A 21,200-nucleotide genomic window follows, 5' to 3' on the forward strand; every position below is an offset into this window, starting at 1 on the left:
GGAGCGACCTAACCTGGAAGGGAGCGTTCGGTGCGTCGCCCGCGAACGGAATCGGTGATCATGACGGTGGTCTCGGCGGCTCTCTTCGGTACCGACTGGTGGCAGCCCGCGCTGCCCGGCGGTGCGGAGCTGCTGCGCGAGTGCGCCGCCCGGGGGTGGACGGTGGTGCTGACCGGCCCCGGGCCCGCGGGGGCTCCGGCCCTCACCGTGGCCGACCCCGGAGGCGACCCGGTGCGGGCCGCGCTGGACCTGGTGGACGGCAGGCCCTCGCACGCCGTGGCCGTCGCCGGGAGCGTGCGCGAGGTCCGGGCGGCGCGGCGGGCCGGGGTGCCGTGCGTCGCCCTGGCGGCGGGCCGGGAGACCGGCCCGGACCTGCGGGCGGCGGGTGCGGCCGAGGTCCACCGCGACGCCGCCGCGCTGCTGAGCGTCCTGGACGACAGCCTGCTCGCCCGCCCCCGGGCCTTCGGGCCCGTCGGCGCCGGAACAGGCGGCGCCGCGAACGGTTAGCGCCGGCCCGTACCGGGCAACCGCCGGGTGCGAGCACGTCACCGGAGGTGTCGGAGGTGACCGAGATGGACGGCCCCGCGTTGAGCGGATGGGAGCGGCGGCTCCTCGAGGAGATCGAGTCCGATCTGCGCCAGGACACACGGCTCGACCGGAAGTTGAGCACGATGGGCGCCAAACCGCCCAGCCGGGTCCGGGGCGTGCTGCGCGCGATCGGCCGCAGGATCTCGGCGGGGGTGGTGCTGACCGCCCTGGTGATGACGGCGATCTGCCTCGGGGTGGGCGTACGGGCCCCGGTCGCCGCCGTGCTGGTCGCGCTCGGCGTGGTCTGGGTGGCCACGGTGGCGGCCGCGGTCGCCACCGCGGAGCTGCTGCGCCGCCGGAGGGCGGGCCGCGCCGGCACCGTGACCCTGGACCCGGCGGAGGCCCGGGAACGCCGGGAGCGCCGGGAGCGGCGCCCCTGGGACCGTCCGGAGGCGTGACGCGATGACCACCGACCTGTGGGAGTACCGCCCGGGCTCCCATCCCGCCGCCGACCCCGCGCTGGTCGGGTACGAGGTGCACGCCACCGACGGCCCGGTCGGCCGGGTCGAGCAGGACGCCGGGGACCACCTGCTGGTCGACGCCGGGCCCTGGGTGCCGGGCACCCGGGTGCTCGTCCCGGCCGGGCAGATCGCCCGGCTCGACCACCTGGACCGCGCCGTCCACCTCGACTGCCCGCGCGCGAGGCTGAGTTCCGCCCCGCCCGCCGCCGTCGACCTGACCGCCCCGCATCCGCGCTGAGCGACCGCACCATGGGCTGGCCCGCCACCACGCTCACCGGCCGGACGATCGCCTTCCTGGTCGCGCCGTACGGGGCCGAGCAGGTCGAGCTGACCGACCCCTGGCAGGCGGTCGCCGAGTCCGGCGGCACCCCGCGGCTGCTCTCCACCGCCGAGGGCCGGGTCCAGGCCGTCCGGCACGGCGCCCCGGGCGACACCTTCGCCGTGGACGCCCTGGTCGCCGAGGCGGACCCGGCCGACTACGACGGGCTGGTCCTGCCCGGCGGCGTCGCCAACCCCGACCGGCTGCGCCTGGACCGGCCGGCGGTCGCCTTCGTGCACGCCTGCTGCGCCACCGGCCGTCCGGTCGCGGCGATCTGCCACGCGGCCTGGACGCTCATCGAGGCCGACGCCGTACGTGGGCGCACCCTCACCTCCTGGCCCAGCCTGCGCACCGACCTGGTCAACGCCGGCGCGCAGTGGGTGGACGAGCCGGTGCACGTCTGCCACGACGGCCCCGGCCCGCTCGTCACCAGCCGCAAGCCGGGCGACCTGCCGCTGTTCGACGACGCCTTCGTGACGGAGTTCGCCCACGCGGCGGCGAAGCGGCGGCGGTGACGGCAGCGGTGACGGCGGGGGCGCACAGGACGACCGCGCCCCCGCCGGCTCCGGTCAGCCTCCCGTCAGTCCCCCCGGAGCCGGACGAAGGTGGCGACGGGCGGCCGGCCCGTGAGGGTGAGTTCGGCGCGCAGGGGGGAGGTCAACGGGTGCACCGGGCCGTGGTCGGGGTCGGTGGCGGGCGGGCCGAGCAGCGGGCGGACGACCTCGGCGACCTCGCGGGACTGGACCGGGGTGAGCCGCGGGGCGGTCAGGAACACCCGGCCGTCGTCGAGCTGGAGGACCAGCGCGTGCGGGTGGGCGGCCGGGCCGGTGACGGCGCGGACGGTGGCGTCGAGGGTGTCGCTGCGGCGGTACTTGACCCAGACGCGGCCGGCGCCACGCGGGCGGTAGGGGGAGGCGGCGGCCTTGCAGACCAAGCCCTCCACCCCGGTGTCGGCGAGCCGCTCCATCCACTCCAGCGCCTCCGCCCGGTCGGTGGTGGCCATCACCGGCTGGACCGGCGGCGGGACGTCGGCGAGGGCGGCGAGCAGCAGCCGGCGCCGGTCGGTGAGCGGTAGCCGGCGGACGTCACGGCCGGGGAGCGCCAGCACGTCGAAGGCGATCAGGCCGAGCGCCACCTCGGGCGCGGCCGCGCGGGCCTGGCGGGTGCGCAGCAGCTCGCCGAAGGCGAACCGGCCGCCGCGCCAGGCGACCAGCTCGGCGTCCAGCACCAGCCCCTCGGGCAGCCGGGCGACGGCCGCGGCGATCGGCGGGAACTCGGGGGCGAGGTCGCGGCCGCTGCGGGACTGGAGGTAGGCGGGCTGGTCGCCGCGGGCGAAGGCGACGCAGCGGAAGCCGTCCAGCTTCAGCTCGTACAGCACGCCCCCGCCGCCCAGGCCGTCGGCGGGCGGGACGGCGGTCACGGCGGCCGGGCGCATCACCTCGACGGGCGGGTGCAGCACCTGGCGCGCCTGCTCCGCCCGGCGCGGCCGCGGTGGCGGTTCCGCTCCGGACGCAGAGGACGCCGGGGACGCGGTGGGCAGCGGCCGGGCCCGCTCCCGGTCCAGCAGCGGGGCGAGCAGGTCGCCGTGCGCGGCCAGCCGGTCCGGCACCTCGGCGAGGGTGAAGACCAGGTCCCGCTCGGCGGCGGCCCGCTCCAGCTCCGCCCAGTCCAGCGGGGTGGAGACGGTCGGCAGCGGCCGGGCCCGCAGGGTGTACGGCGCGGCGGTGGTCTTCTTGGCGTTGTTCTGCGACCAGTCGACCAGCACCCGGCCCCGCCGGCGGGCCTTGGCCATGGTGTGCACCACCAGCTCCGGGTGCTCGGCCTCCAGGGCGGCGGCCAGCGCCTTCGCGTACGCGGAGACCCGGGCGCTCGGCGTGGGCTCGAGCGGGACCAGCAGGTGCAGGCCCTTGGAGCCGGAGGTCTTCACCCAGGCCGCCAGTCCGTCCGCGGCGAGCCGTTCGCGCAGCAGCAGCGCGACCGTACGGCAGGTCAGCACGTCGGCGCCCTCGCCGGGGTCGAGGTCCAGCACCAGCCGGTCGGCGAGGGCGGGCGCGGCCGCGTGCCACTGCGGGACGTGCAGTTCCAGGCAGCCCAGGTTGGCGACCGCCAGCAGGGCCGCGCCGTCCTCCAGCACCACCTGGCGCAGCTCGCCGGTGCTGCTCGGCACGTCGACCGTGCGCACCCAGTCCGGGGTGCCGGGTGGCGGGTTCTTGGCGACGAACACCTCCGCCTCGACCCCGTCCGGGCAGCGCAGGAAGGAGACCGGGCGGTCGCGCAGGTGCGGGAGCAGCGCGGTGTGCACGGCGGCGTAGTAGCGCAGCACCTCGCCCTTGGGGGTGCCGGTGCGCGGGTAGTACACCTTGTCGAGGTGGGAGAGGGCGAGGGTGCGCCCGTCCACCGTCATCTGCGGCACGGTCCGCCTCCGGTGCGTCGGGTGGGGTGGCCCCCGCGGCCGTGGCGCACCCGCGTCACCCCCGGGGGCGGGCGACCGGCCGGGGCGCGCCCGGGTAGGTGCCGAAGTACCAGTGGTTGCCCTCCGGGTCGGCGGCGGCGAAGTCGCGCGAGCCGTAGTCCGTCTCGTACAGCCCGGTGGTGATCCGCGCCCCGGCGGCCACCGCGCGGGCGTGCACGCCGTCCGGGTCGGCGGTGACCACGTACGCGGAGAAGCCGCCGGGCCGGCCCGGCCAGGGCTCGGCGCCCTCGGGCGGCTCGCGGTCGGAGCCGAGCATCACGCCGCCGCCCTCGGGCCAGGCGAGTTCGGCGTGCGCGACGAAGTCGCCCTCCCCGTAGGTGACGACCTCCTGGAAGCCGAAGGCGTCGACCAGGAAGCGGATCAGGGCCCGGGCGTCGGTGGCGCGCAGGCTGGGCCAGACCTGCGGGGCGGGGGTCTCGGTGGCGTCCATGGCTCACTCCTCGGGAAGCGCGGGTCGTCCTGCCTCCCACTCTGCGGCCGTCCCCCGCGCCCCGCCCTCGGACGTCCCGGGCCGCGCTGCTCCGGCCCCTGCGCCGTGGGCCAGAGGTCGCGGGCGGCGGCGGGGTTGCTTATGGTGATGGCGCGGTCACACCGCTTCCGCTCGGACGGCGGGAGCCCGGGAGCACCGCCGGGGGGACGCGGGGGGACCAGCGGGGGGAACCATCGACGAAGGAGTCCCCGTGACCACTGCCCGAGACATCATGCACACCGGCGCCCAGTGCATCGGCGCCCACCAGACCCTGGCCGAGGCCGCGCAGATGATGCGCGACAAGAACGTGGGCGCGTTGCCGATCTGCGGCGACGACCAGAAGCTGAAGGGCATCATCACCGACCGCGACATCGTGCTGCGATGTGTCGCGGAGGGCAAGGACCCGGCCCGGATGACGGCGATGGAGCTCTCCGGCCACCTGCACTGCGTGCGCGCCGAGGACAGCATGGAAACGGTGCTGCGCAAGATGGAGCAGCACCAGATCCGGCGCATCCCGGTGATCGACGGGGACCGGCTGGTGGGCATGATCAGCGAGGCCGACCTGGCGATGGGGCACCGCGACGGCCAGCGGCTGACCGACCAGCAGATCATCGAGTTCATGGACAGCGTCTACATGATGCGGTGACCGGCCGGCGCCCGCGCGCCCGTCCCGGCCCCGCTCGTGACCGGCCGGTCCCCGGACCGGCCGGTCCGGGCGTCCGTCGTGCGGGCGTCCGTCGTGCGGGCCGAGCCGTCCAGGGGTCGGATCCTCCTTTCCCACCTGTCGGGATGCGGGCACAATTCCGCCCATGGGAAAGCAGTACGAAAGCATCGACGGCCGGTTGCGCCGGTTCATCGAGCGCCAGCCGGTCTACTTCGTGGCCACCGCTCCGCTGGCCGCCGACGGACACGTCAACCTCTCGCCCAAGGGCCGCTCCGGGACGCTCGTGGTGATCGACGAACTCACCCTCGCCTACCTGGACTTCGGCGGTTCGCAGGCCGAGACCGTCGCCCACCTGCGGGAGAACGGCCGGATCACCCTGATGTGGTGCTCCTTCGAGGGCCCGCCGACCGTGGTGCGGGTGCACGGGCGCGGCGAGCCGGTGTTCCGCGACGACCCGCGGTTCGCCGAACTGCTCGGCCGCTTCGACCCGGCCGCGGACGGCTCCGGCCTGCGGGCGATCGTGCTGGTCAGGGCCGAGCGGGTGAGCGACTCCTGCGGGTACGCGGTGCCGTTCATGGACTACCGCGCCGACCGCGACCTGCACGCCCAGTACTTCGACCGCAAGGACGAGGAGGAGTTCGGCGCCTACTGCGAGCGCAAGCCGCTGGTCGGCACCAGCCTCGACGGCCTGCCGGCCGTCCCGCTGCCGCTGCCGCCCCGGCCGTCCTGAGGCGTCGGGCTCCGGAACGCGACGAGGCCGCCGCACCCCGGACGGGGTGCGGCGGCCTCGTGGCACGCGGTCCTACTTGGTCAGACCGGCCTTGACGGAGCAGACCGGCCAGGCGCCGGGGCCCTGGGCGGCGAGGACCTTCTCGCCGATGGCGATCTGCTGCGCCTTGCTGGCCTGGTGGGCCTGCGGGGCGTACGCGGTGCCACCGAAGGCGGCCCAGGTGCTGGAGGTGAACTGCAGGCCGCCGTAGAAGCCGTTGCCGGAGTTGATGGCCCAGTTGCCGGTCGCCTCGCAGGCGGCGACCTTGTCCCAGACCGACGCCGGCGCGGCGGAGGCGCTGGTGGCCGTGACGAGGCCGGCCACCGGCAGGGCGGTGAGCGCCCCGGCCATCAGAGCCATCCGGACGCGGTTGCGGCGCTTCGGGGTGGCAGTGGTGGTGGCAGCGGCAGTCTCGTTACGGAAGGTCATGGATTTCCTTTCGGAGGGGGTCTGCGAGCGCGCGGAACCAGGCCCTCGGAAGGCCGTCGGTTTCGGGGACACGTCACTCGCGTGGTCCTGCACCGTCCTGCCCGGGGGCGGTCGGCCCGGCCGGAGCGGATCGCTCGGTGCAACGGGTTCGAAGTTACGGGGGTGGCCGTGGCGGTTTCAAGGATTTGAAGGTTTAGCCACGTCAGAGGGCTGTTACCGGGCGTAAGGATCAAGGAAATGTGGCGATTTCGCCCGATTCGCCCCCATTTCCAAGATCAAATCGGCCCGGGAAGTGGCCCGCGCCACTCCGAACCCGCCCGAAAACCGCTGTGAGGCCGCCCACACGGTCGACGGTGCGTGACGACCGGCCAGCCGCCGGTGCGGATTTCGCGGCCCCGGCCGCCGGGCCGGGTGGCCCGCACCACAGCCCTCACCCGGGGCGCCCCCTGTCGTCACTCCGCGTGGCGGGCATAGCCTCGGCCCATGAGCAACGAGAGCGATGCGGCGGACACGGCGGACGCGGGAGAGGCGGCCGGCGGTGCGGGTGGGGCGGCGGGCGCAGGAAGGGGAGGGGCGGGGGCGGCCGGGGTGCCGATCGGCGCCCGGGACCACGAGGCCGCGGCCGCGCCCGCCGGTTTCGAGCTGGGCACCGACGGCCCCAGCGTGGTCCTGGCCGGCCTGGACGGCTCCGACTCCTCCTGGCGCGCCACCGCCTACGCCGCCGGGCTGGCCCGCCGGCAGGGCGCCGTCCTCGCCGTGGCGTACATCCAGCCGATCCTCGGCGCCGCGACCGCCCTGGCCGGGGCCGCGGTGGAGGAGACCACCCAGGAGATCGCCGAGGAACTGCTGGCCGCGCTCCGCGAGGCCGAGCAGCGGGTGCGCGAGGTGTGGAAGGTGGAGTGGCGCTTCCTGACCAGGCGCGGCGACCCGTACAGCGGCCTCGCCAAGCTCGCGGACGAGCTGCGCGCGGACGCCGTGGTGGTCGGCGCCTCCGAGCAGGCCGGGCACCGGGTGATCGGTTCGGTGGCGGTCCGGCTGGTGAAGGCCGGCCGCTGGCCGGTCACCGTCGTGCCGTAGCCGTAGCCGTAGCCGTAGCCGTGGCCGTGGCCGTGGCCGTGGCCGTGGCCGTAGCCGTAGCCGTAGCCGGGAGTCCTGAGGGGTGCGGCCGCGTGGGCGGTGCTTCGTGAGCGGGCAGCCGCCCGAAGGGGGCCGCAGGGGCGGCCGGTAGGGTGCGTGACCATGACGGACACGCGGGGCACGCACCCCTCCGAGCCCGCCCACCCGACCGGCAACGACCTGCACCTCGACCTCCCCGCCGCCGGCGGCCGCCGTGCCGCACTGATGGCGGCCCTGCGCGAGGCGATCCGCAGCGGCAGACTGGCCCCCGGCACCCGGCTGCCCCCCTACCGCGCCCTCGCCGCCGACCTCGGCCTGGCCCGCAACACCGCCGCCGAGGCCTACGCCGAACTCGTCGCCGAGGGCTGGCTCACCGCCCGCCAGGGCTCCGGCACCACCGTCGCCGAACGCGCCGAACCCGTCCCGCGCGCCCGGGCCCGCCGGCCCTCCCGTCGCCCCGGCCCCACCCACGACCTGCGCCAGGGCCAGCCCGACGCCTCCTCCTTCCCGCGCACCGGCTGGCTCGCCGCCGCCCGCCGGGCCCTCACCGCCGCCCCCAACGAGGCCTTCGGCCCCGGCGATCCCCAGGGCCGGCGCGAACTGCGCACCGTCCTCGCCGACTACCTCGCGCGCGCCCGAGGGGTGCGCACCGACCCCGACCGGATCGTGGTCTGCTCCGGCTTCGCCCACGCGCTGCGGCTGCTCTTCGACGGCGCCTCGCCCGTCCTGCCGCCCGCCGAGCACGGCCCGCTGGCCGTCGAGGCGTACGGGCTGGGCTTCCACCGCGGGCTGCTGGCCGCCGCGGGGGTCACCACCGTGCCGCTGCCGATCGACGAACGAGGCGCCCGCACCGGCGAGTTGGCGCGGCACCCGGACGTCCGGACGGCCCTGCTCACCCCCGCCCACCAGTTCCCGACCGGCGGACCGCTGGACCCGGGCCGCCGCGCCGCCGTGGTCGACTGGGCGCGCGGGCGCGGCGGGCTGGTCCTGGAGGACGACTACGACGGGGAGTTCCGCTACGACCGCCAGCCGGTCGGCGCCCTCCAGGGGCTCGACCCCGAACGGGTGGTCTACCTCGGCAGCACCAGCAAGAGCCTGACCCCCGCGCTGCGGCTCGGCTGGATGGTGCTGCCCGACCACCTGGTGGACCGGGTGCTCGCGGCCAAGGGGGAACGCGAGGGCTGGGCCAGCGCCCTGGACCAGCTCACCCTCGCCGAGTTCATCGACTCCGGCGGCTACGACCGGCACGTGCGCCGGATGCGCCGCCGCTACCGGGAGCGCCGCGACCAGCTGGTGGCCGAGCTCGCCGCCCGCGCCCCGCACGTCGAGGTGTCCGGCATCGCGGCCGGCCTGCACGCGGTGCTGCGCCTGGAGCCGGGCACCGAGCGCTCGGTGCTCAAGGCCGCCGCCTACCGGGGCCTGGCCGTCGAGGGCCTCGCCGACTACCGCCACCCGGCGGTGAGCGAGGAGGCGATGCCCGCCGTCGACGGCCTGGTGGTCGGCTACGCCACACCGCCGGACCACGCCTACCCGGCGGCGGTCGGCGCGCTCTGCGACATCCTGCCGCCGTGCGGGTGAGGACGGCGGCAGGGCCCCGGGAGGGCGGCGAAGCATAGGCCCCCGGGCGCACCGGTGGGGGCGGAACGCGGGCGGCGTGGTGCCCGGTGTCCGCTCGCCGCTCCTGCGTCGGTACGGACCGGGGCCGAGGAGCGGAAGCCCGGCGGACGCGGGGCCTACGCTCCATGGTCATGCGCAGAACACATCCGCGTCGCATCGCGCTCGCCGCGTGTCCGGCCCTCGTGGCCGGGCTGCTCCTCTCCGCCGCCCCCGCCGCCAGAGCCGACAGCCGACTGCCCCTCACGGCCGTCTCCGACCGGCAGACGACCGTCCGGGGCGGCGAGTTCACGCTCACCCTGACGCTCACCAACCCGCACGACACCCCGATCCAGTTCGTCTTCCAGAGCGTCCAGGAGACCTACGGCACCAGTCTGGAGGCCGGTCTCAAGTTCACCGCGACCGCCTGCGGAACCCAGACCAACGGGTGCAGCGACAACGTCCACGGCGGCATCGCCCGCTACAGCGTGCCGCTCGCCCCGGGCGCCGGCAGCGCCTTCACGGTGACGTACACCGTGGCCCCCGATTCGGCCTGCGGCCCGGACACCCGGATCGACTTCTACTCCTACCTGTACTACGAGTACCAGGGCGGTGAGTCGAACAACTCGGGCATCGTCGGCGTCCCCGGCACCCAGGTCGCCTGCGCCTGACCTGCCTGACCCGGCGGCACCGGCGGTGTCGTCGCCGGGTCGCCGCGGCCGCGCGAACCTCCCGGTGCAGAGCCCCGACCGCGCGCCCCCCGTTCACCCGTCAGGTGCCGGCCTCCCCCGTGTCGGCACCTGACGGGCCGTTCGCGTTTCCCCGGGTCGGCGTTTCCCGGGGGTTCGCGCTCTCGGCGGCCGGGCCGCCGGAGGCCGGGCGCCGCGCTGCGGGGTGCCGCGCCGCTGCCGGGGCGGTGTGCCGGGTTGACGCCGGGCGACGGCTCCGGGCCGGGCCGGCCGGGCGGCGGCCGGGATGGGAAGGCCGTTGGCAGTACGGGGATCGCAGTGGCGAACGGATGTTCCTGGAGTTTGCGGGGGCATGGGGGCGGACCGGGCGAGATTCACCCTATCGGGGGGTAGTGGGCCTTCGTGCGGGATCCGCCGGGCTTTGGTGATCTAGGGTTCCGGATGGGTCGCCGTGAGACGGTGGCCGATCCTTCGCGAAATTCGCCAACGCCCCCACCGGTATGCGGATCTGATGGTCCGTCACACCATGCGCCAGGGCGGACCGGTATGCCCCTGGACGCGGGACCCGATCACAGGAATGGAGAGCCCTGCCGATGACCGTGGACACGAGCCCGGAGGCAGTGCAGGCCAAGCAGCAGAGCCTTGCGACGGCTGCTGCCCGGAACCTTGCCACCACGACCAAGTCCGCACCGCAGATGCAGGAGATCACCTCCCGCTGGCTGCTCAAGGTGCTCCCCTGGGTCCAGGCGGCCGGTGGCGCCTACCGCGTCAACCGCCGACTCACCTACGCCGTCGGCAACGGGGTGGTGGAGTTCATCAAGACCGGCTCCCAGGTCCGGGTGATCCCGGCCGAGCTGGGCGAGCTGGCCCTGCTGCGCGGTTACGAGGACGAGGATGTCCTCACCGCCCTGGCCGACCGTTGCCAGCAGCGGGACTTCGGCCCCGGCGAGGTGCTCACCACCCGGGGCGACGCCGCCGACAGGATCTTCCTGATCGCCCACGGCAAGGTCAACAAGATCGGCACCGGCAAGTACGGTGACGAGACCGAGGTCGGCGTGGCCGGCGACGGCGACCGCTTCGGCGAGGACGCGCTGCTGAACCCCGACGCCGTCTGGGAGTTCACGGCCAAGACCGCCACCGCCGGTGTCGCCCTGACGCTGAGCCGGGCGGACTTCGCCGCCGTCCGGGACAACGCGCCCGGCCTCCAGGAGCACCTCCAGGCCTTCCTGGCCCTGCCGCTCCAGGCGCAGAACGAGCGCGGCGAGGCCGAGATCGCCATGTCGGCCGGCCACCACGGCGAGTACGAGCTGCCCGGCGCCTTCGTGGACTACGAGCTCAAGCCCCGTGAGTACGAGCTGAGCGTCGCGCAGACCGTCCTGAAGGTCCACACCCGGGTCGCGGACCTGTACAACCAGCCGATGAACCAGACCGAGCACCAGCTGCGGCTGACGATCGAGGCCCTGCGCGAGCGCCAGGAGCACGAGCTCGTCAACAACCCGGAGTTCGGCCTGCTCAACAACGCCGACTTCGACCAGCGCATCCAGACCCACTCCGGCCCGCCCACCCCGGACGACCTGGACGAGCTGCTCAACCGCCGCCGCGACCCCGACTACCTGCTCGCCCACCCGCGGACCATCGCCGCGATCGGCCGGGAGCTGAACGCCCGCGGGCTGTACCCCACCCACGTCGACCTCGGCGGGCAGCAGGTGCCGGCCTGGCGCGGGGTACCGATCCTGCCGTGCAACAAGATCCCGATCACCAAGGAGAACACGAGCTCGATCCTCGTGATCCGTACCGGTGAGGACAACCAGGGCGTCATCGGCCTGCACCAGACCGGCATCCCGGACGAGTACCAGCCGTCGCTCTCGGTCCGCTTCATGGGCATCGACGAGAAGGCGATCATCTCGTACCTGGTCAGCGCCTACTACTCGGCCGCCATCCTGGTGCCGGACGCGGTCGGCGTGCTGGAGAACGTGGAGATCGCGCACACCCGCCGCTGAGCGCGCGAACCGGCGAGCGCGGGCGTAACCGGTCGACTCGAAGATCGTTTGACCTGATGACGGACGGCCTGCCCCCGAGGGCGGGCCGTCCGCCTGACCGTGTCTGATCACTTCTGGTCGTGCCCGATGGAGATTCTGTCACTGCTGCGACCGAATTCGACCGTTCTGCTCGTTCTACCCCTGCTGTCCGTTCCTTCGCGGCCGGTCGGCCCGAGCCCGTTCCGTCCTCCCCGAACGACCCGAGAGGTGTGTGGAGCCCATGCCCCAGCGTCGGCAGATCCGCCGGATACCGCCCGGCGGCGGTGGGGGAGCGGCGCCCGGGCGGCGGGCGCGGCTGACCGGCGCGGCGGCCGGCGTGGTCGCGGTCTGCGCGCTGGTCGGCGGTGCGACCGCCTCCGGCGCCGGGAACTCCGGCGGGTACTCGCACGGCCCGGTGGTGGACGTCTGCGTGTGCGACGAGACCGACGTGTCGATGTCGGTACGGCCGGGCGGACAGGTGACGGTCGGCGTGGACGTGGACGTCCAGGTCGGGGTCAGCGTCGCGCCGAGCATCGGTCCGGGGCACCCCGGGCCCTGGCCCCCGCACGGGCACCACCCCTGCCCCACACCCAAGCCCACGCCGAAGCCCACCGGGTCACCGAAGCCGACCGTGCCGCCGAAGCCCACCGGGCCTTCGAAGCCGACCGTGCCGCCGAAGCCCACCGGGCCGCCGCTCCATTCGCCGTCCTTCTCGTCGCCCTCCGTCCCCTCGCCGCCGTTCTCCTCGCCCTCGCGTCCGTCGGGCCTGCGCGGTGGGACCGGGCAGCCGGTCGCGGCGCAGACCGGGCCCGGGCAGGCGGGGCCGGGCCACGGCGAGGACGACAAGGACGACGACTGGTACGACGACGACTGGTACGGCGGCCACGGCTGGCATCACCACCATCACCACCACCCGCGCCCCTGCCCGAGTCCGAGTCCGAGCCCGAAGCCCACACCCACCCATACGCCGTCGCCGACTCCGACCCCGACACCCACCCCGACTCCCACTCCGACCCCGACTCCCACGCCGACGCCGACGCCCACTCCGACCCCGACTCCCACGCCGACGCCCACTCCGACCCCGACTCCCACGCCGACGCCGACTCCCACTCCGACCCCGACCCCCACCGCGACGCCCAGCCCCACCCCGAGCCCGACTCCCACCCCGACGCCGTCGCCGACCGTGCCGTCCCCCAGCCCGACCGCGGCCCCCACCCCGGCGCCCGCGACACCCGCGCCCCCGGCGTCGCCCGCACCCGCACCGCCGCCGGCACCCGCTCCGGCGCCCGCACTGGCGGCACCGGCCCCCGCGGCGCCCGCCCCCGCACCGGCTGTACCTGTCCCGGCCCCGGCGGCCCCCGCGCCCGCGGCCCCGAGTGCGTCCGCGCCCAGCCAGGCGGCCCCCAGCCCCGCGGCGTCGCCGAGCCCGGCGCGTCCGAGTCCGCTGTGGCCGACCCCGTCGGCGCGACCGGTCTTCCACGCCCCGGCGGCGAAGCCCGCGCCGATGGCCCGGCACCCCCAGGGCCTCTCGATGACCACCACGATGCTGCTGATCATGGTCCCCGCCGTGATCGCGGCGGCGGCCCTGCGACCGGGCCGCGGTGGCCGGGGACGCGGCGGCCGCTCGGGTCCGCTCTGACCGTCCCCTGACGACCCGCCGCCCGGCCCGGGCGGCGGTACGGGGCGGAGCCGGCCCGGACCGGCCGGGGCTCGCCCTCCTCGACCTATCACGTTCCGTCACAAGTCAAGCCAGAGAAGGGAGTTGCCATGTCCGAGTGGGTGGCGTTGATCATCGCCATGGCGTCGGCCTGTGCCGTCGTGGTGGCCGTGGTGGTGCTCAGGCAGCGCCGACCGATCGAGGAGAGCACCGACGAGACCCCGGACGTCATCGAGTACATCACGATGATGATCGGAGTGGTCTACGCGATCGTCCTCGGTCTCGCCATCGCGGGTGTCTGGGAGGGCCGCGGCGCCGCACAGGACGACCTGTTCCGCGAGGCGCAGTCGCTGCGCGAGGTGAGCGACCGCGCGGTGGTCTACCCGGTGGAGTTCCGGGACCAGGTCCGGGCCGACGTGGACGCCTACGTCTCGTACGTGGTGAACACCGAGTGGGACTACATGAAGAAGAACGGTGCGATCACCGAGAAGGGCGACCAGCTGCTCGAGAAGCTCCAGAACGACGTCGCCACCCGGCCGCCCGCCTCCGACCTGGAGGCGCAGTCCTACCAGCCGATGATGGACCGGATCAGCCAGACCTCCGAGGCCCGCGACTCGCGCGGGCAGAACGCCGGGCCGACGATGCCCGGGGTGGTCTGGTTCGGCCTGATCGGCGGTGCGGTGGTGACCGTCGGCATGCTGTTCGCGCTCCAGATCCGGCGTACGCCGAGGGAGTTGGCCCTGGCGCTCTGCTTCAGCGTGCTGATCGCCTTCCTGTTGTTCATGATCTGGGACTTCGACAATCCGTTCTCCCGGAGCGTGTCGGTGACCACCCAGCCGTTCGAGGACCTCTTCCCCTCGCTCAACCTCGGCGACTGAGCGGGTCGGCGGATCGGCGACCGCCGTGCTGCCGGCCCGCAGGTCCGCTGGCCCGCTCAGCCATCGGCCCGCAGGACGGATCCGGGCAGATGGTCTTCGGATAATCTTGCCCGGATCGTCGGGGGCCGGTCCCCGGCGGAGCCAACGAGGGGATCGTCAGCAGTGTCCGACCAGACGCCGGATCCCGGCGCCCACTTTCCGCCGGCCCGCCCCGAGCGCGCCTGGTGGTGGCTGCCCGCCTCGGAGCGGATCCGGCGGAAGAAGCAGCGCCGGGCCTGGGAGGAGTACCGGGAGCGCTACCGCAAGGAGGAGCACGTCAAGGCCAAGCGGCGCAAGCGCCTTCGGAACGAGGGGATCGACTGCTGCGGCGACGGCTGCTGCGAGATCGCCGACCCCTGCATGATCGCCCTGATCCCCGTGATGATGGTCTCCGGTGTCCGCTTCGCCCTCACCGGGGCGCGCAGGCGCCGGACGGCCGACCCCTCCGCCCCCGCCCCGCGCGGGTTCGCGGCCGGGGTGCTGTACGGCGCGGTGCGCTACTACCGCACCGAGGTCAGCCCCCGCCGTCCGGCCTGCTGCCCGTACACGCCGTCCTGCTCGACCTACGCGGTGCAGGCACTGCACCGGCACGGCGCGCTGCGCGGGGCCCGGCTGACGGCCGGACGGCTGCTGCGCTGCCGCCCGGGCGCGGGCGGGGCGGACCCGGTGCCGCCGCGCTGAGCCGCCGCCGAGTCAGGGCGGCTCCCTGCCGAGTCGCGGACGGCCCGCGCGGAGGTTCCGCGCGGGCCGTCGCTCTTTTCCGACGATGCGTCAGCGTAGGCTGCTGTCCATCGAGTTGAGCATCGTGCCGGAGGCGTCGTCGTTCTCCAGGGAGAAGGCGAACAGGCCGCCCAGGCCCTTGTTCTTGGCGTAGGCCCCGCGCGCCTGGACGGCCTGCGGGGTGTCACCGGTCCAGAAGTTGGTGCCGTCGTAGACCCAGCTGCTCTCGGTGACCGGGTCCCAGTGGGTCTGCGCCGCGGTCGGGTTGAGCTCCTTCCAGGCGGCCAGGCCGGCCTCCTGGCTCAGCGGCTTCTTCGCCGTCGGGCCGGTCGCGCTCTGGTACAGGCCGTAGTCGGAGCCGGCCGGGACGCCGGTCCAGCCGCGCCAGTAGAACGGGATGCCCAGCACGATCTTGTTCGCCGGGAAGCCGCCGGGGATGCCGTACTCGGGCAGGCCGGTGGTGTAGGCGGCGAGCGTGGTGTCCACGTTGTACTTGCGGGTGCCCGGGGTGATCGGCGTGGTCGGATCGGCCGGGCTGTCGTGCAGCGGGTCCTGGTGGTTGGTCGGGCCCTTGGCGTCCCACGCGCCGTGCATGTCGTAGGACATCACGTCGGCGAAGTCCAGGTAGGCGCCGATCTTGTCGGTCTCCAGCTGGGCGACCTTGTCCTGGCCGCTGGGCAGCGCGGCGGTCAGCAGGTAGCGCTTGCCCTGGGCGGTGCCGAGGGCGTCCAGCTGGGTGCGGAACTCCTTGAGCAGCAGGGTGAAGTTCTGCTTGTCGGCCGCGGAGTAGTGGTTGCCGGCGTGGCCGCCGGCCGAGCCCGGGTACTCCCAGTCGAGGTCGATGCCGTCGAAGAGGCCCGCCGCCGAGGCCGGACCGCCGGAGGCGTCACCGGCCACGCCGGTCGGCAGGTTCCCCTTGAGGAACATGTCGACGCAGGAGGAGACGAAGGCCTTCCGGGAGCTGTCGGTGGCCGCCGCGTCGGAGAAGTACTTGGAGTACGTCCAGCCGCCGATCGAAATGGTGAAGCGCAGGTTCGGGTACTTGGCCTTCAGCTGGCGCAGCTGGTTGAAGTTGCCCTTGAGCGGCTGCTCCCAGGTGTCGCCGGTGCCGTCCACGCTGGTGCCGGAGTTGTAGTCGGCCTGGTAGTCGGCGTAGGCGTCGCCCGCCCCGTCACCGGCGTTCGGGTTGGACTCGTTGGCCGAGTCGGAGGCCTTCACCGCCTGGAAGCAGGTGAACCTGGTGGGGTCGATGTTGGCGAACGCGTAGTGGATGACGTCCAGCTTGGCCGCCGCGCCGCTGGTGTCGACGTTCTTCGCGTGGTACGCGTTCTCGTAGACGCCCCACTGGTCGAAGTAGGCCGAGCGGATCGGCTTCTGTGCGGGGGCGGCCGCGGTGGTGGTGCTCACCGGTGCGGACTGGGCGGAGGCGTGGCTGCCGGAGTAGCCCTGGACGCTGAAGGTGTAGCTCCTGCCCGGCAGCAGCGAGCTGACCGCGACCGAGGTGCCCATCGAGGTGGCGACCAGCTGGCCGTTGGACCACACCTTGTAGGCGACCGGGCCGTCACCGCTGGTGAGGGTGGACGGCTGCCAGGTGAGCACCACCGCGTTGGACGTCGTCCTGGTGACCGCGAAGCCGGTCGGGGTGGTGACCTTGCCGTCGCCGGCCGGGCCGGTCGCGGTGGCCGTCGGGGTCGGGGTGCTGCTCGTGGGGGTGCCCGTCGGGGTGCCGGTGGCGGTGGGGCTGCCGGTCGCGGTGGGGCTGGCGGTGGCCGTCGGGCTGGCGGTGGGGCTCGCGGTGGCCGTCGGGCTGGCGGTCGAGGTGGGGCCGGCCGGGCCGGTCAGCGTGAGGTCGTCCGCGTAGTAGGCGCCGGTGCCGTACCAGCCGTGGGTGAAGACCGTGACGGAGGTCGTGGCGGCCCCCGTGGTGAAGGTGGTGCTCAGCTGGTTCCAGCCGGTCCCGCCCGGCGTCCAGGCCGAGGAGTTGACCCCGGTGCCGGTGGCGCCCAGGTAGACGTAGCTGCCCTGGACCCAGCCCGCCAGGGTGTATGTGGTGTTCGGCTGGACGGTGACGGTCTGCTGGCACTGCGCGGTGTCGGCGGCCGAGGCGGCGCCGCTGAGCGCGCGGCTCCCGCCGTGCACCGGGGAGGTGACGACGGACCCGTTGGCGCAGCTCCAGCCGGCCAGGGTGCCGGTCTCGAAGTCGCCGTTGGCCAGCAGGTTGACCGGGGCGGCCGACGCGGAGCCGAAGGTCAGGGCGAGGGCCGCGCCGCTGGTGGTCAGGGTGGCGGCCAGGGCCAGTGCGGTGGCCCTTCTGCGGTGGGCGGCCCGGCGGCCGGCGCGCTCCCCGGAGGGGTGAGCGGGCCGCGAGGGCAGGACACGGTCGTGCATGCGGTGGGTCCTCCGGATGTGTGGGGGTTCCGGCGGTGCGGTGGCCCGGGTGGGCCGAGGGAGCCGGCCCGGGCGCGGTGGGGGCGCGCGGGCTGGTAACGCGTGCTGACGAACGGTGCGCGGACCTGCCGGGCCGTCGGCCCGGGCACGTCACGACTGAACAGATTGGACTGGACCAATATTCGCCGTCAAGGGTGTCCGCCCGCTGGACCGTTCCGGGCCGGGGCGGCGGCGGCCCGGTAGGTTGGCCGGTACGAGCAGGCCGCCGAACGGAGGAGGCGCGATGGACAGCCAGGACTGGGACGACCGCTACGCCGCGAGCGAGCTGGTGTGGGGCTCCGCGCCCAACCGGTGGGTGGTCCGCGAACTGACCGGCCGCACCCCCGGCCACGCCCTCGACCTGGCCGCCGGAGAGGGCCGCAACGCCATCTGGCTGGCCGCCCAGGGCTGGGAGGTCACCGGACTGGACTTCTCCGCCGTCGCCCTGGAACGCGCCGAACGGCTGACCGCGGAGCTGCCCGACGAGGTCGCCGACCGGCTCACCTGGCGCCACGGCGACGCCCGCACCCTGGAGGCCGCCGCCGGCGGCTACGACCTCGTCCTGGTCGCCTACCTGCACCTCCCCGCCGCGGACCGCCGGGTGGCGCTGCGCCGCGCCGCCGACGCGCTCGCCCCCGGCGGCATCCTGCTGGTCATCGGGCACGACCTGAGCAACCTCACCGAGGGCGTCGGCGGCCCCCAGGACCCGGCCGTGCTCTTCACCCCGGAGGACGTCCTGGCCGACCTCGCCGACCGCGGGCTGCGCACCGTCCGGGCCGAGCGGGTGCACCGTACGGTCGGCGGCGATCCCGGCCACCGGCGTGACGACGGCGACCAGCGCGGCCGGGTCGCGGTGGACGCGCTGGTGCGGCTGGAGCGGAGCGCGGGCTGACGGTCCCCGGACTCGCCGCGGGTCCGTCGGCACCCGCTGGACGGCGGCGCCGGATCCGCGGGGCGGGCTGATGAGGCCGGGCGGCCCCGAGCGGGTGACCAGCCACACCGACGGCAGCGGCTACCGGGAGCCGGGCTTCTCCCCGGACGGCGAGTGGATCGTCTTCCAGCGGCGCGGGCCGGGAGGACTGGTCGCCTGCTTCACGCGGTACTTGAGCCAGTCGGAGCGGTGTCCCGCCCGGTCCGGGGACGTGCGTGCTCGTGGGGCCGGGACACGAGGTCACGCAGGGCCGAGCATGCTGCTCGGGTTCGCCTGGCCGGTTCGGCAAGATCAACGGACGAAACCACAGACCTTGGCGGGCGGGCACGGCCTGCCACCGCCGGGGTGTGTGGTGAGCGCGATCAGGAAGCACACCGCCACCATCAGCAAAAAGCCGCCTATGGTGACCCACAGCGCATTGCGGCCCCACCAAGCCGTCATCCTCTCGCGCCGGATGCGGCGAGCCGGGCCGGTCGCGTCGTGACGGTCACCCGTCATGATCCCCCCAGGATTGCTCACTCTGTGGACATGAGTACCCGGGCTATTCCCACCTCTGCCAGACGGCATGCGGATCGCCTAGGACAGTACCCCCTGACGCGCCGACGTCAGTACTCGACGGTGATCGTCACCACCGAGTACTGCGCGACGGTCAGCGGCACGCTGACCGTACCGGCGGTGACGGTGTACGGGACGGCCTTGGGCGCCGGGTCGGTGCCGTCCGGGCTGGCGACGGTCACGGCGGTGACGCCCGCGCCGGCCGGGAGGGCGTACGAGAGCGTGCAGTTGGCGGGTGTGCTGCGGAACGCCGCCGGGGTGTCGCCGAAGTTGGTGAAGTTCACCAGGTGGACGACGGTGTCGGCGCCGAGCCGCCGGGCGTCCAGGAAGATCCGGCGGTCCCCGGCCAGGGTGACCGCGGGTGGGGCGGACTGCCGGACGGGGCCGAGCAGTTGGTCCGCCGATGCCTGGTCGGTCCTGGTGAGGTAGCTCAGCCCGGGCAGCCCCTTGACGTACCGACAGCTGCCGCTGCCGTAGGAGTTCTGCCTGCTGGCGGGCAGCGGGTCGGCCCTGCGCAGGCCGAGCACGTCGGAGAGTGCGAACTCGGCGCGCTGGCCGCCCAGTTCGTCCAGCGCGGTGGGCGCCGGGCCGGTGATCACGATCGTCCCGCCGGCCGAGACGAAGCCGCGCAGCAGCGCCGCCTCGGCGTCCGAGACCGCCTGGAGGTTGGGCAGCAGCAGAACCTTGAAGCGGGCCAGGTCCTCGGCGGTCAGGCCGGGGCTGGGCACGGTGTCGAACGGGACGTGGGCGTAGACCAGCGCCTTGACGGTGCCCCGGAACTCGCCGAGCCAGGGGATCGAGGCGCAGCTCATCTCCGGGTCGTCGCCGCCCCACCAGTCGGTGATCCCGGCCGGCGCCGTGGCGTTGACGTACATCCCGTTGCCCTCGCCCGGGGCCACGTAGTCCCGGGACGGCGCCGAGTGGTAGACGCCCACCTGGGCGATCGGGGCCGGGTCGTAGAGCTTCGCCTGGTTGGTGCGCACGAAGCGGTACATCCGGGTGCGCATCGCGGCGTCCACGGTGTCGTTCTTGAACGGGGTCTTCACCTCGTACGGGTTGCAGCCGGCCGCGATCAGCTGCGACATCACCAGCGAGGCGTCGTCGGCCTGCCAGCCGTACGAGAAGGCCCAGGCCGGCTTGGTGCCGCTGGCGGCTCGGGCGTACTTGTACATGGAGATCAGGCAGACCCAGTCGGAGGCGGTGGCGTGCCGCATGCCGTCGTAGTTGCCGAGGATGTCCACCTCCCAGACCTGGCTGACGGCGCCGGGGGCCTGGCGCAGGTAACCGCCGTCCAGGCCGATCGAGGTGGCGTAGCGGTAGTCCATCGAGACGGTCTCGACGAAGGTGACCAGGTCGGGGTTGACCGAGCGGCCCGCGTCGGCGATGTCCAGCTGGAACCCGAGCAGGTTGCGGTGGCGCCACTCCACGTAGCGGCGGAAGACCGGGTCGGCGAAGTTCGCGGCCTTCGGCAGGGCCAGGCCGGTGTCGGCCTTGAACGCGGCCGCGCCCCAGGTGGAGGCGTCGCACCAGGAGAGCACGCCGTCGAAGTAGATCGGGACGTCCGGCCAGATGCCGTCCACGCCGGTCGCGGCCACGCCCTTGATCCGCTTGAGGTAGTAGTCCCGCCAGGGCGAGTTGGGGCTGAGCCAGACGCTCTCGTCGCCCGGGTCGACCCAGACCACCACGCTGCCGTAGAACACGTTGGGCTTCCCGGCGAGGTCGCGCTGGACCCAGTTCCTGCCCTGGTCGTCCTTGTAGAAGGAGCGGCCCTTCTCGCCGCCGGGGGAGATCAGCTCCAGGGACGGGTAGTACATGACGACCTTGAGGCCGGCGGCGTGGGCCAGACCGGTGAACGTCCTCACCTCGGCCATGTGGGCGGCGAACTGAGCGTCGGTGAGCCAGTCGGAGAGCAGGGTGTCCAGCTCGATGACGCTCACCTCCTGCGCCTTGAGGGCGTCCACGTAGCTCTGCATGTCGGCGGGCTCGTTGAAGGTGCCGTCGGCGATGCGGGCGTAGCGGGCCCAGTCCGGCCAGACCTGGGCGGCGGTGGCGGCGCGGGTGCCGGCGCGCAGGCCGGCGTTCCGTGCGGCCGGCCGGCTGCCGTCGTACCGAGCGGTGCCGTGGTCGGTGTCCGGCGTCGTGGCGGCCCGGGCCGTGCCGCCGGGCAGCAGCCGTACGGTGGCCAGGGCGCCGCCCGCGCCGAGGCCGGCCCGGAGCAGCCGGCGGCGGCCGAGGCGGGATCCCCCGGGTCGCTCCGGTGTTGCGTGCCGTTCGGTTCCTTCGTGCTGCTCGGGCATGGTGGTCCCCCCAGCGTGAGCGGGCCGGCGCGGGTCGGCGCGGCCCGGGAACGGTCGTGAGCACGGCGAGTCGTGAGCACCGAGATCGGCGCGCGGGCGGCGCGTCGT

At 74.4% G+C, this 21,200-nt stretch carries 19 protein-coding genes and 1 pseudogene; 13 read left to right on the forward strand and 7 right to left on the reverse strand.

Translation table 11 applies throughout. The features are described from left to right. Window positions 1-30: 30 nt before the first annotated feature. The 4 genes from ACZ7RU_RS15000 (at window position 31) to ACZ7RU_RS15015 (ending at window position 1,883) form a co-directional block, all read left to right on the forward strand. Entirely contained in the window at window positions 31-507 is a 477-nt protein-coding gene (locus ACZ7RU_RS15000) for an HAD family hydrolase (RefSeq protein WP_470341359.1), read from the forward strand. A 65-nt stretch (window positions 508-572) separates the two neighbouring features. Then, window positions 573-986, forward strand: a complete 414-nt coding sequence (locus ACZ7RU_RS15005; protein ID WP_470341565.1) for a hypothetical protein — start codon at window positions 573-575, stop codon at window positions 984-986. Window positions 987-990: 4 nt separating this feature from the next. Beyond that, complete coding sequence (locus tag ACZ7RU_RS15010) at window positions 991-1,287, forward strand: PRC-barrel domain containing protein (protein ID WP_470341360.1); 297 nt, start codon at window positions 991-993, stop codon at window positions 1,285-1,287. Between the two features lie 11 nt (window positions 1,288-1,298). Further along, window positions 1,299-1,883 carry a type 1 glutamine amidotransferase domain-containing protein gene (locus tag ACZ7RU_RS15015; RefSeq protein ID WP_470341361.1) on the forward strand — a complete coding sequence of 195 codons (585 nt, stop codon included), beginning with the start codon at window positions 1,299-1,301 and terminating at the stop codon, window positions 1,881-1,883. Between the two features lie 65 nt (window positions 1,884-1,948). Here ACZ7RU_RS15015 and ACZ7RU_RS15020 read toward each other — a convergent pair whose 3' ends face one another. The 3 genes and pseudogenes from ACZ7RU_RS15020 to ACZ7RU_RS15030 form a co-directional block, all read right to left on the reverse strand. Further along, entirely contained in the window at window positions 1,949-2,803 is an 855-nt protein-coding gene (locus ACZ7RU_RS15020) for an ATP-dependent DNA ligase (RefSeq protein ID WP_470341566.1), read from the reverse strand. A gap of 99 nt (window positions 2,804-2,902) precedes the next feature. Next, window positions 2,903-3,772: pseudogene (ligD, locus tag ACZ7RU_RS15025) on the reverse strand (non-homologous end-joining DNA ligase); the annotation flags it as partial. Window positions 3,773-3,836: 64 nt separating this feature from the next. Next, window positions 3,837-4,271 (reverse strand): VOC family protein, encoded by a 435-nt coding sequence (locus tag ACZ7RU_RS15030; RefSeq protein WP_470341362.1) that lies wholly within the window; start codon window positions 4,269-4,271, stop codon window positions 3,837-3,839. 250 nt (window positions 4,272-4,521) lie between these two features. Here ACZ7RU_RS15030 and ACZ7RU_RS15035 point away from each other — a divergent pair, with 250 nt between their 5' ends. Beyond that, a complete protein-coding gene (locus ACZ7RU_RS15035) occupies window positions 4,522-4,956 on the forward strand; it encodes a CBS domain-containing protein (RefSeq protein ID WP_470341363.1) in 435 nt (144 codons plus the stop codon). A 163-nt stretch (window positions 4,957-5,119) separates the two neighbouring features. Further along, entirely contained in the window at window positions 5,120-5,704 is a 585-nt protein-coding gene (locus ACZ7RU_RS15040) for a pyridoxamine 5'-phosphate oxidase family protein (RefSeq protein ID WP_470341364.1), read from the forward strand. 72 nt (window positions 5,705-5,776) lie between these two features. On the opposite strand, the gene ACZ7RU_RS15045 is transcribed toward ACZ7RU_RS15040, so the two are convergent. After that, window positions 5,777-6,172, reverse strand: coding sequence for a transglycosylase family protein (locus ACZ7RU_RS15045; RefSeq protein WP_470341365.1), 396 nt, complete (start codon window positions 6,170-6,172; stop codon window positions 5,777-5,779). 594 nt (window positions 6,173-6,766) lie between these two features. On the opposite strand from ACZ7RU_RS15045, the gene ACZ7RU_RS15050 reads away from it, so the two are divergent. The 6 genes from ACZ7RU_RS15050 (at window position 6,767) to yidD (ending at window position 14,843) form a co-directional block, all read left to right on the forward strand. After that, window positions 6,767-7,249: a universal stress protein gene (locus tag ACZ7RU_RS15050; RefSeq protein WP_470341567.1), complete on the forward strand. Its 483-nt coding sequence runs from the start codon at window positions 6,767-6,769 to the stop codon at window positions 7,247-7,249. Between the two features lie 162 nt (window positions 7,250-7,411). Next, on the forward strand, window positions 7,412-8,866 hold the full coding sequence (gene pdxR, locus ACZ7RU_RS15055) for a MocR-like pyridoxine biosynthesis transcription factor PdxR (RefSeq protein ID WP_470341366.1): 1,455 nt from the start codon (window positions 7,412-7,414) through the stop codon (window positions 8,864-8,866). 170 nt (window positions 8,867-9,036) lie between these two features. Continuing rightward, entirely contained in the window at window positions 9,037-9,552 is a 516-nt protein-coding gene (locus ACZ7RU_RS15060; RefSeq protein ID WP_470341367.1) for a hypothetical protein, read from the forward strand. Between the two features lie 611 nt (window positions 9,553-10,163). Then, the gene (locus ACZ7RU_RS15065; RefSeq protein WP_470341368.1) at window positions 10,164-11,570 is read left to right on the forward strand and encodes a family 2B encapsulin nanocompartment shell protein; all 1,407 of its coding nucleotides are present in this window, start codon (window positions 10,164-10,166) and stop codon (window positions 11,568-11,570) included. Window positions 11,571-13,355: 1,785 nt separating this feature from the next. Next, window positions 13,356-14,123 carry a bestrophin-like domain gene (locus ACZ7RU_RS15070; protein ID WP_470341369.1) on the forward strand — a complete coding sequence of 256 codons (768 nt, stop codon included), beginning with the start codon at window positions 13,356-13,358 and terminating at the stop codon, window positions 14,121-14,123. Window positions 14,124-14,285: 162 nt separating this feature from the next. Beyond that, complete coding sequence (gene yidD, locus ACZ7RU_RS15075) at window positions 14,286-14,843, forward strand: membrane protein insertion efficiency factor YidD (RefSeq protein ID WP_470341370.1); 558 nt, start codon at window positions 14,286-14,288, stop codon at window positions 14,841-14,843. A gap of 90 nt (window positions 14,844-14,933) precedes the next feature. On the opposite strand, the gene ACZ7RU_RS15080 is transcribed toward yidD, so the two are convergent. Further along, on the reverse strand, window positions 14,934-17,270 hold the full coding sequence (locus tag ACZ7RU_RS15080) for a glycosyl hydrolase family 18 protein (RefSeq protein WP_470341371.1): 2,337 nt from the start codon (window positions 17,268-17,270) through the stop codon (window positions 14,934-14,936). Window positions 17,271-17,553: 283 nt separating this feature from the next. Here ACZ7RU_RS15080 and ACZ7RU_RS15085 point away from each other — a divergent pair, with 283 nt between their 5' ends. Then, window positions 17,554-18,201 carry a class I SAM-dependent methyltransferase gene (locus ACZ7RU_RS15085; protein WP_470341372.1) on the forward strand — a complete coding sequence of 216 codons (648 nt, stop codon included), beginning with the start codon at window positions 17,554-17,556 and terminating at the stop codon, window positions 18,199-18,201. 330 nt (window positions 18,202-18,531) lie between these two features. Here the strand turns inward: ACZ7RU_RS15085 and ACZ7RU_RS15090 are convergent, their stop codons facing one another. Both ACZ7RU_RS15090 and ACZ7RU_RS15095 read right to left on the reverse strand, forming a co-directional pair. Then, window positions 18,532-18,738, reverse strand: coding sequence for a hypothetical protein (locus ACZ7RU_RS15090; protein WP_470341373.1), 207 nt, complete (start codon window positions 18,736-18,738; stop codon window positions 18,532-18,534). A gap of 107 nt (window positions 18,739-18,845) precedes the next feature. Beyond that, entirely contained in the window at window positions 18,846-21,092 is a 2,247-nt protein-coding gene (locus ACZ7RU_RS15095; protein ID WP_470341374.1) for a hypothetical protein, read from the reverse strand. Between the last annotated feature and the right edge of the window lie 108 nt (window positions 21,093-21,200).

It is taken from the genome of Kitasatospora sp. NPDC114501, from assembly GCF_055633695.1.

Coding starts and splice junctions, on each gene's coding strand:
- ACZ7RU_RS15090 (WP_470341373.1), bottom strand. CDS start 18,738: ATGACGGGTGACCGTCACGACGCGACCGGCCCGGCTCGCCGCATCCGG.
- ACZ7RU_RS15030 (WP_470341362.1), bottom strand. CDS start 4,271: ATGGACGCCACCGAGACCCCCGCCCCGCAGGTCTGGCCCAGCCTGCGC.
- ACZ7RU_RS15070 (WP_470341369.1), top strand. CDS start 13,356: ATGTCCGAGTGGGTGGCGTTGATCATCGCCATGGCGTCGGCCTGTGCC.
- ACZ7RU_RS15095 (WP_470341374.1), bottom strand. CDS start 21,092: ATGCCCGAGCAGCACGAAGGAACCGAACGGCACGCAACACCGGAGCGA.
- ACZ7RU_RS15080 (WP_470341371.1), bottom strand. CDS start 17,270: ATGCACGACCGTGTCCTGCCCTCGCGGCCCGCTCACCCCTCCGGGGAG.
- ACZ7RU_RS15010 (WP_470341360.1), top strand. CDS start 991: ATGACCACCGACCTGTGGGAGTACCGCCCGGGCTCCCATCCCGCCGCC.
- ACZ7RU_RS15085 (WP_470341372.1), top strand. CDS start 17,554: ATGGACAGCCAGGACTGGGACGACCGCTACGCCGCGAGCGAGCTGGTG.
- ACZ7RU_RS15015 (WP_470341361.1), top strand. CDS start 1,299: ATGGGCTGGCCCGCCACCACGCTCACCGGCCGGACGATCGCCTTCCTG.
- ACZ7RU_RS15060 (WP_470341367.1), top strand. CDS start 9,037: ATGCGCAGAACACATCCGCGTCGCATCGCGCTCGCCGCGTGTCCGGCC.
- ACZ7RU_RS15040 (WP_470341364.1), top strand. CDS start 5,120: ATGGGAAAGCAGTACGAAAGCATCGACGGCCGGTTGCGCCGGTTCATC.
- ACZ7RU_RS15065 (WP_470341368.1), top strand. CDS start 10,164: ATGACCGTGGACACGAGCCCGGAGGCAGTGCAGGCCAAGCAGCAGAGC.
- ACZ7RU_RS15020 (WP_470341566.1), bottom strand. CDS start 2,803: ATGCGCCCGGCCGCCGTGACCGCCGTCCCGCCCGCCGACGGCCTGGGC.
- ACZ7RU_RS15045 (WP_470341365.1), bottom strand. CDS start 6,172: ATGACCTTCCGTAACGAGACTGCCGCTGCCACCACCACTGCCACCCCG.
- pdxR (WP_470341366.1), top strand. CDS start 7,412: ATGACGGACACGCGGGGCACGCACCCCTCCGAGCCCGCCCACCCGACC.
- ACZ7RU_RS15005 (WP_470341565.1), top strand. CDS start 573: ATGGACGGCCCCGCGTTGAGCGGATGGGAGCGGCGGCTCCTCGAGGAG.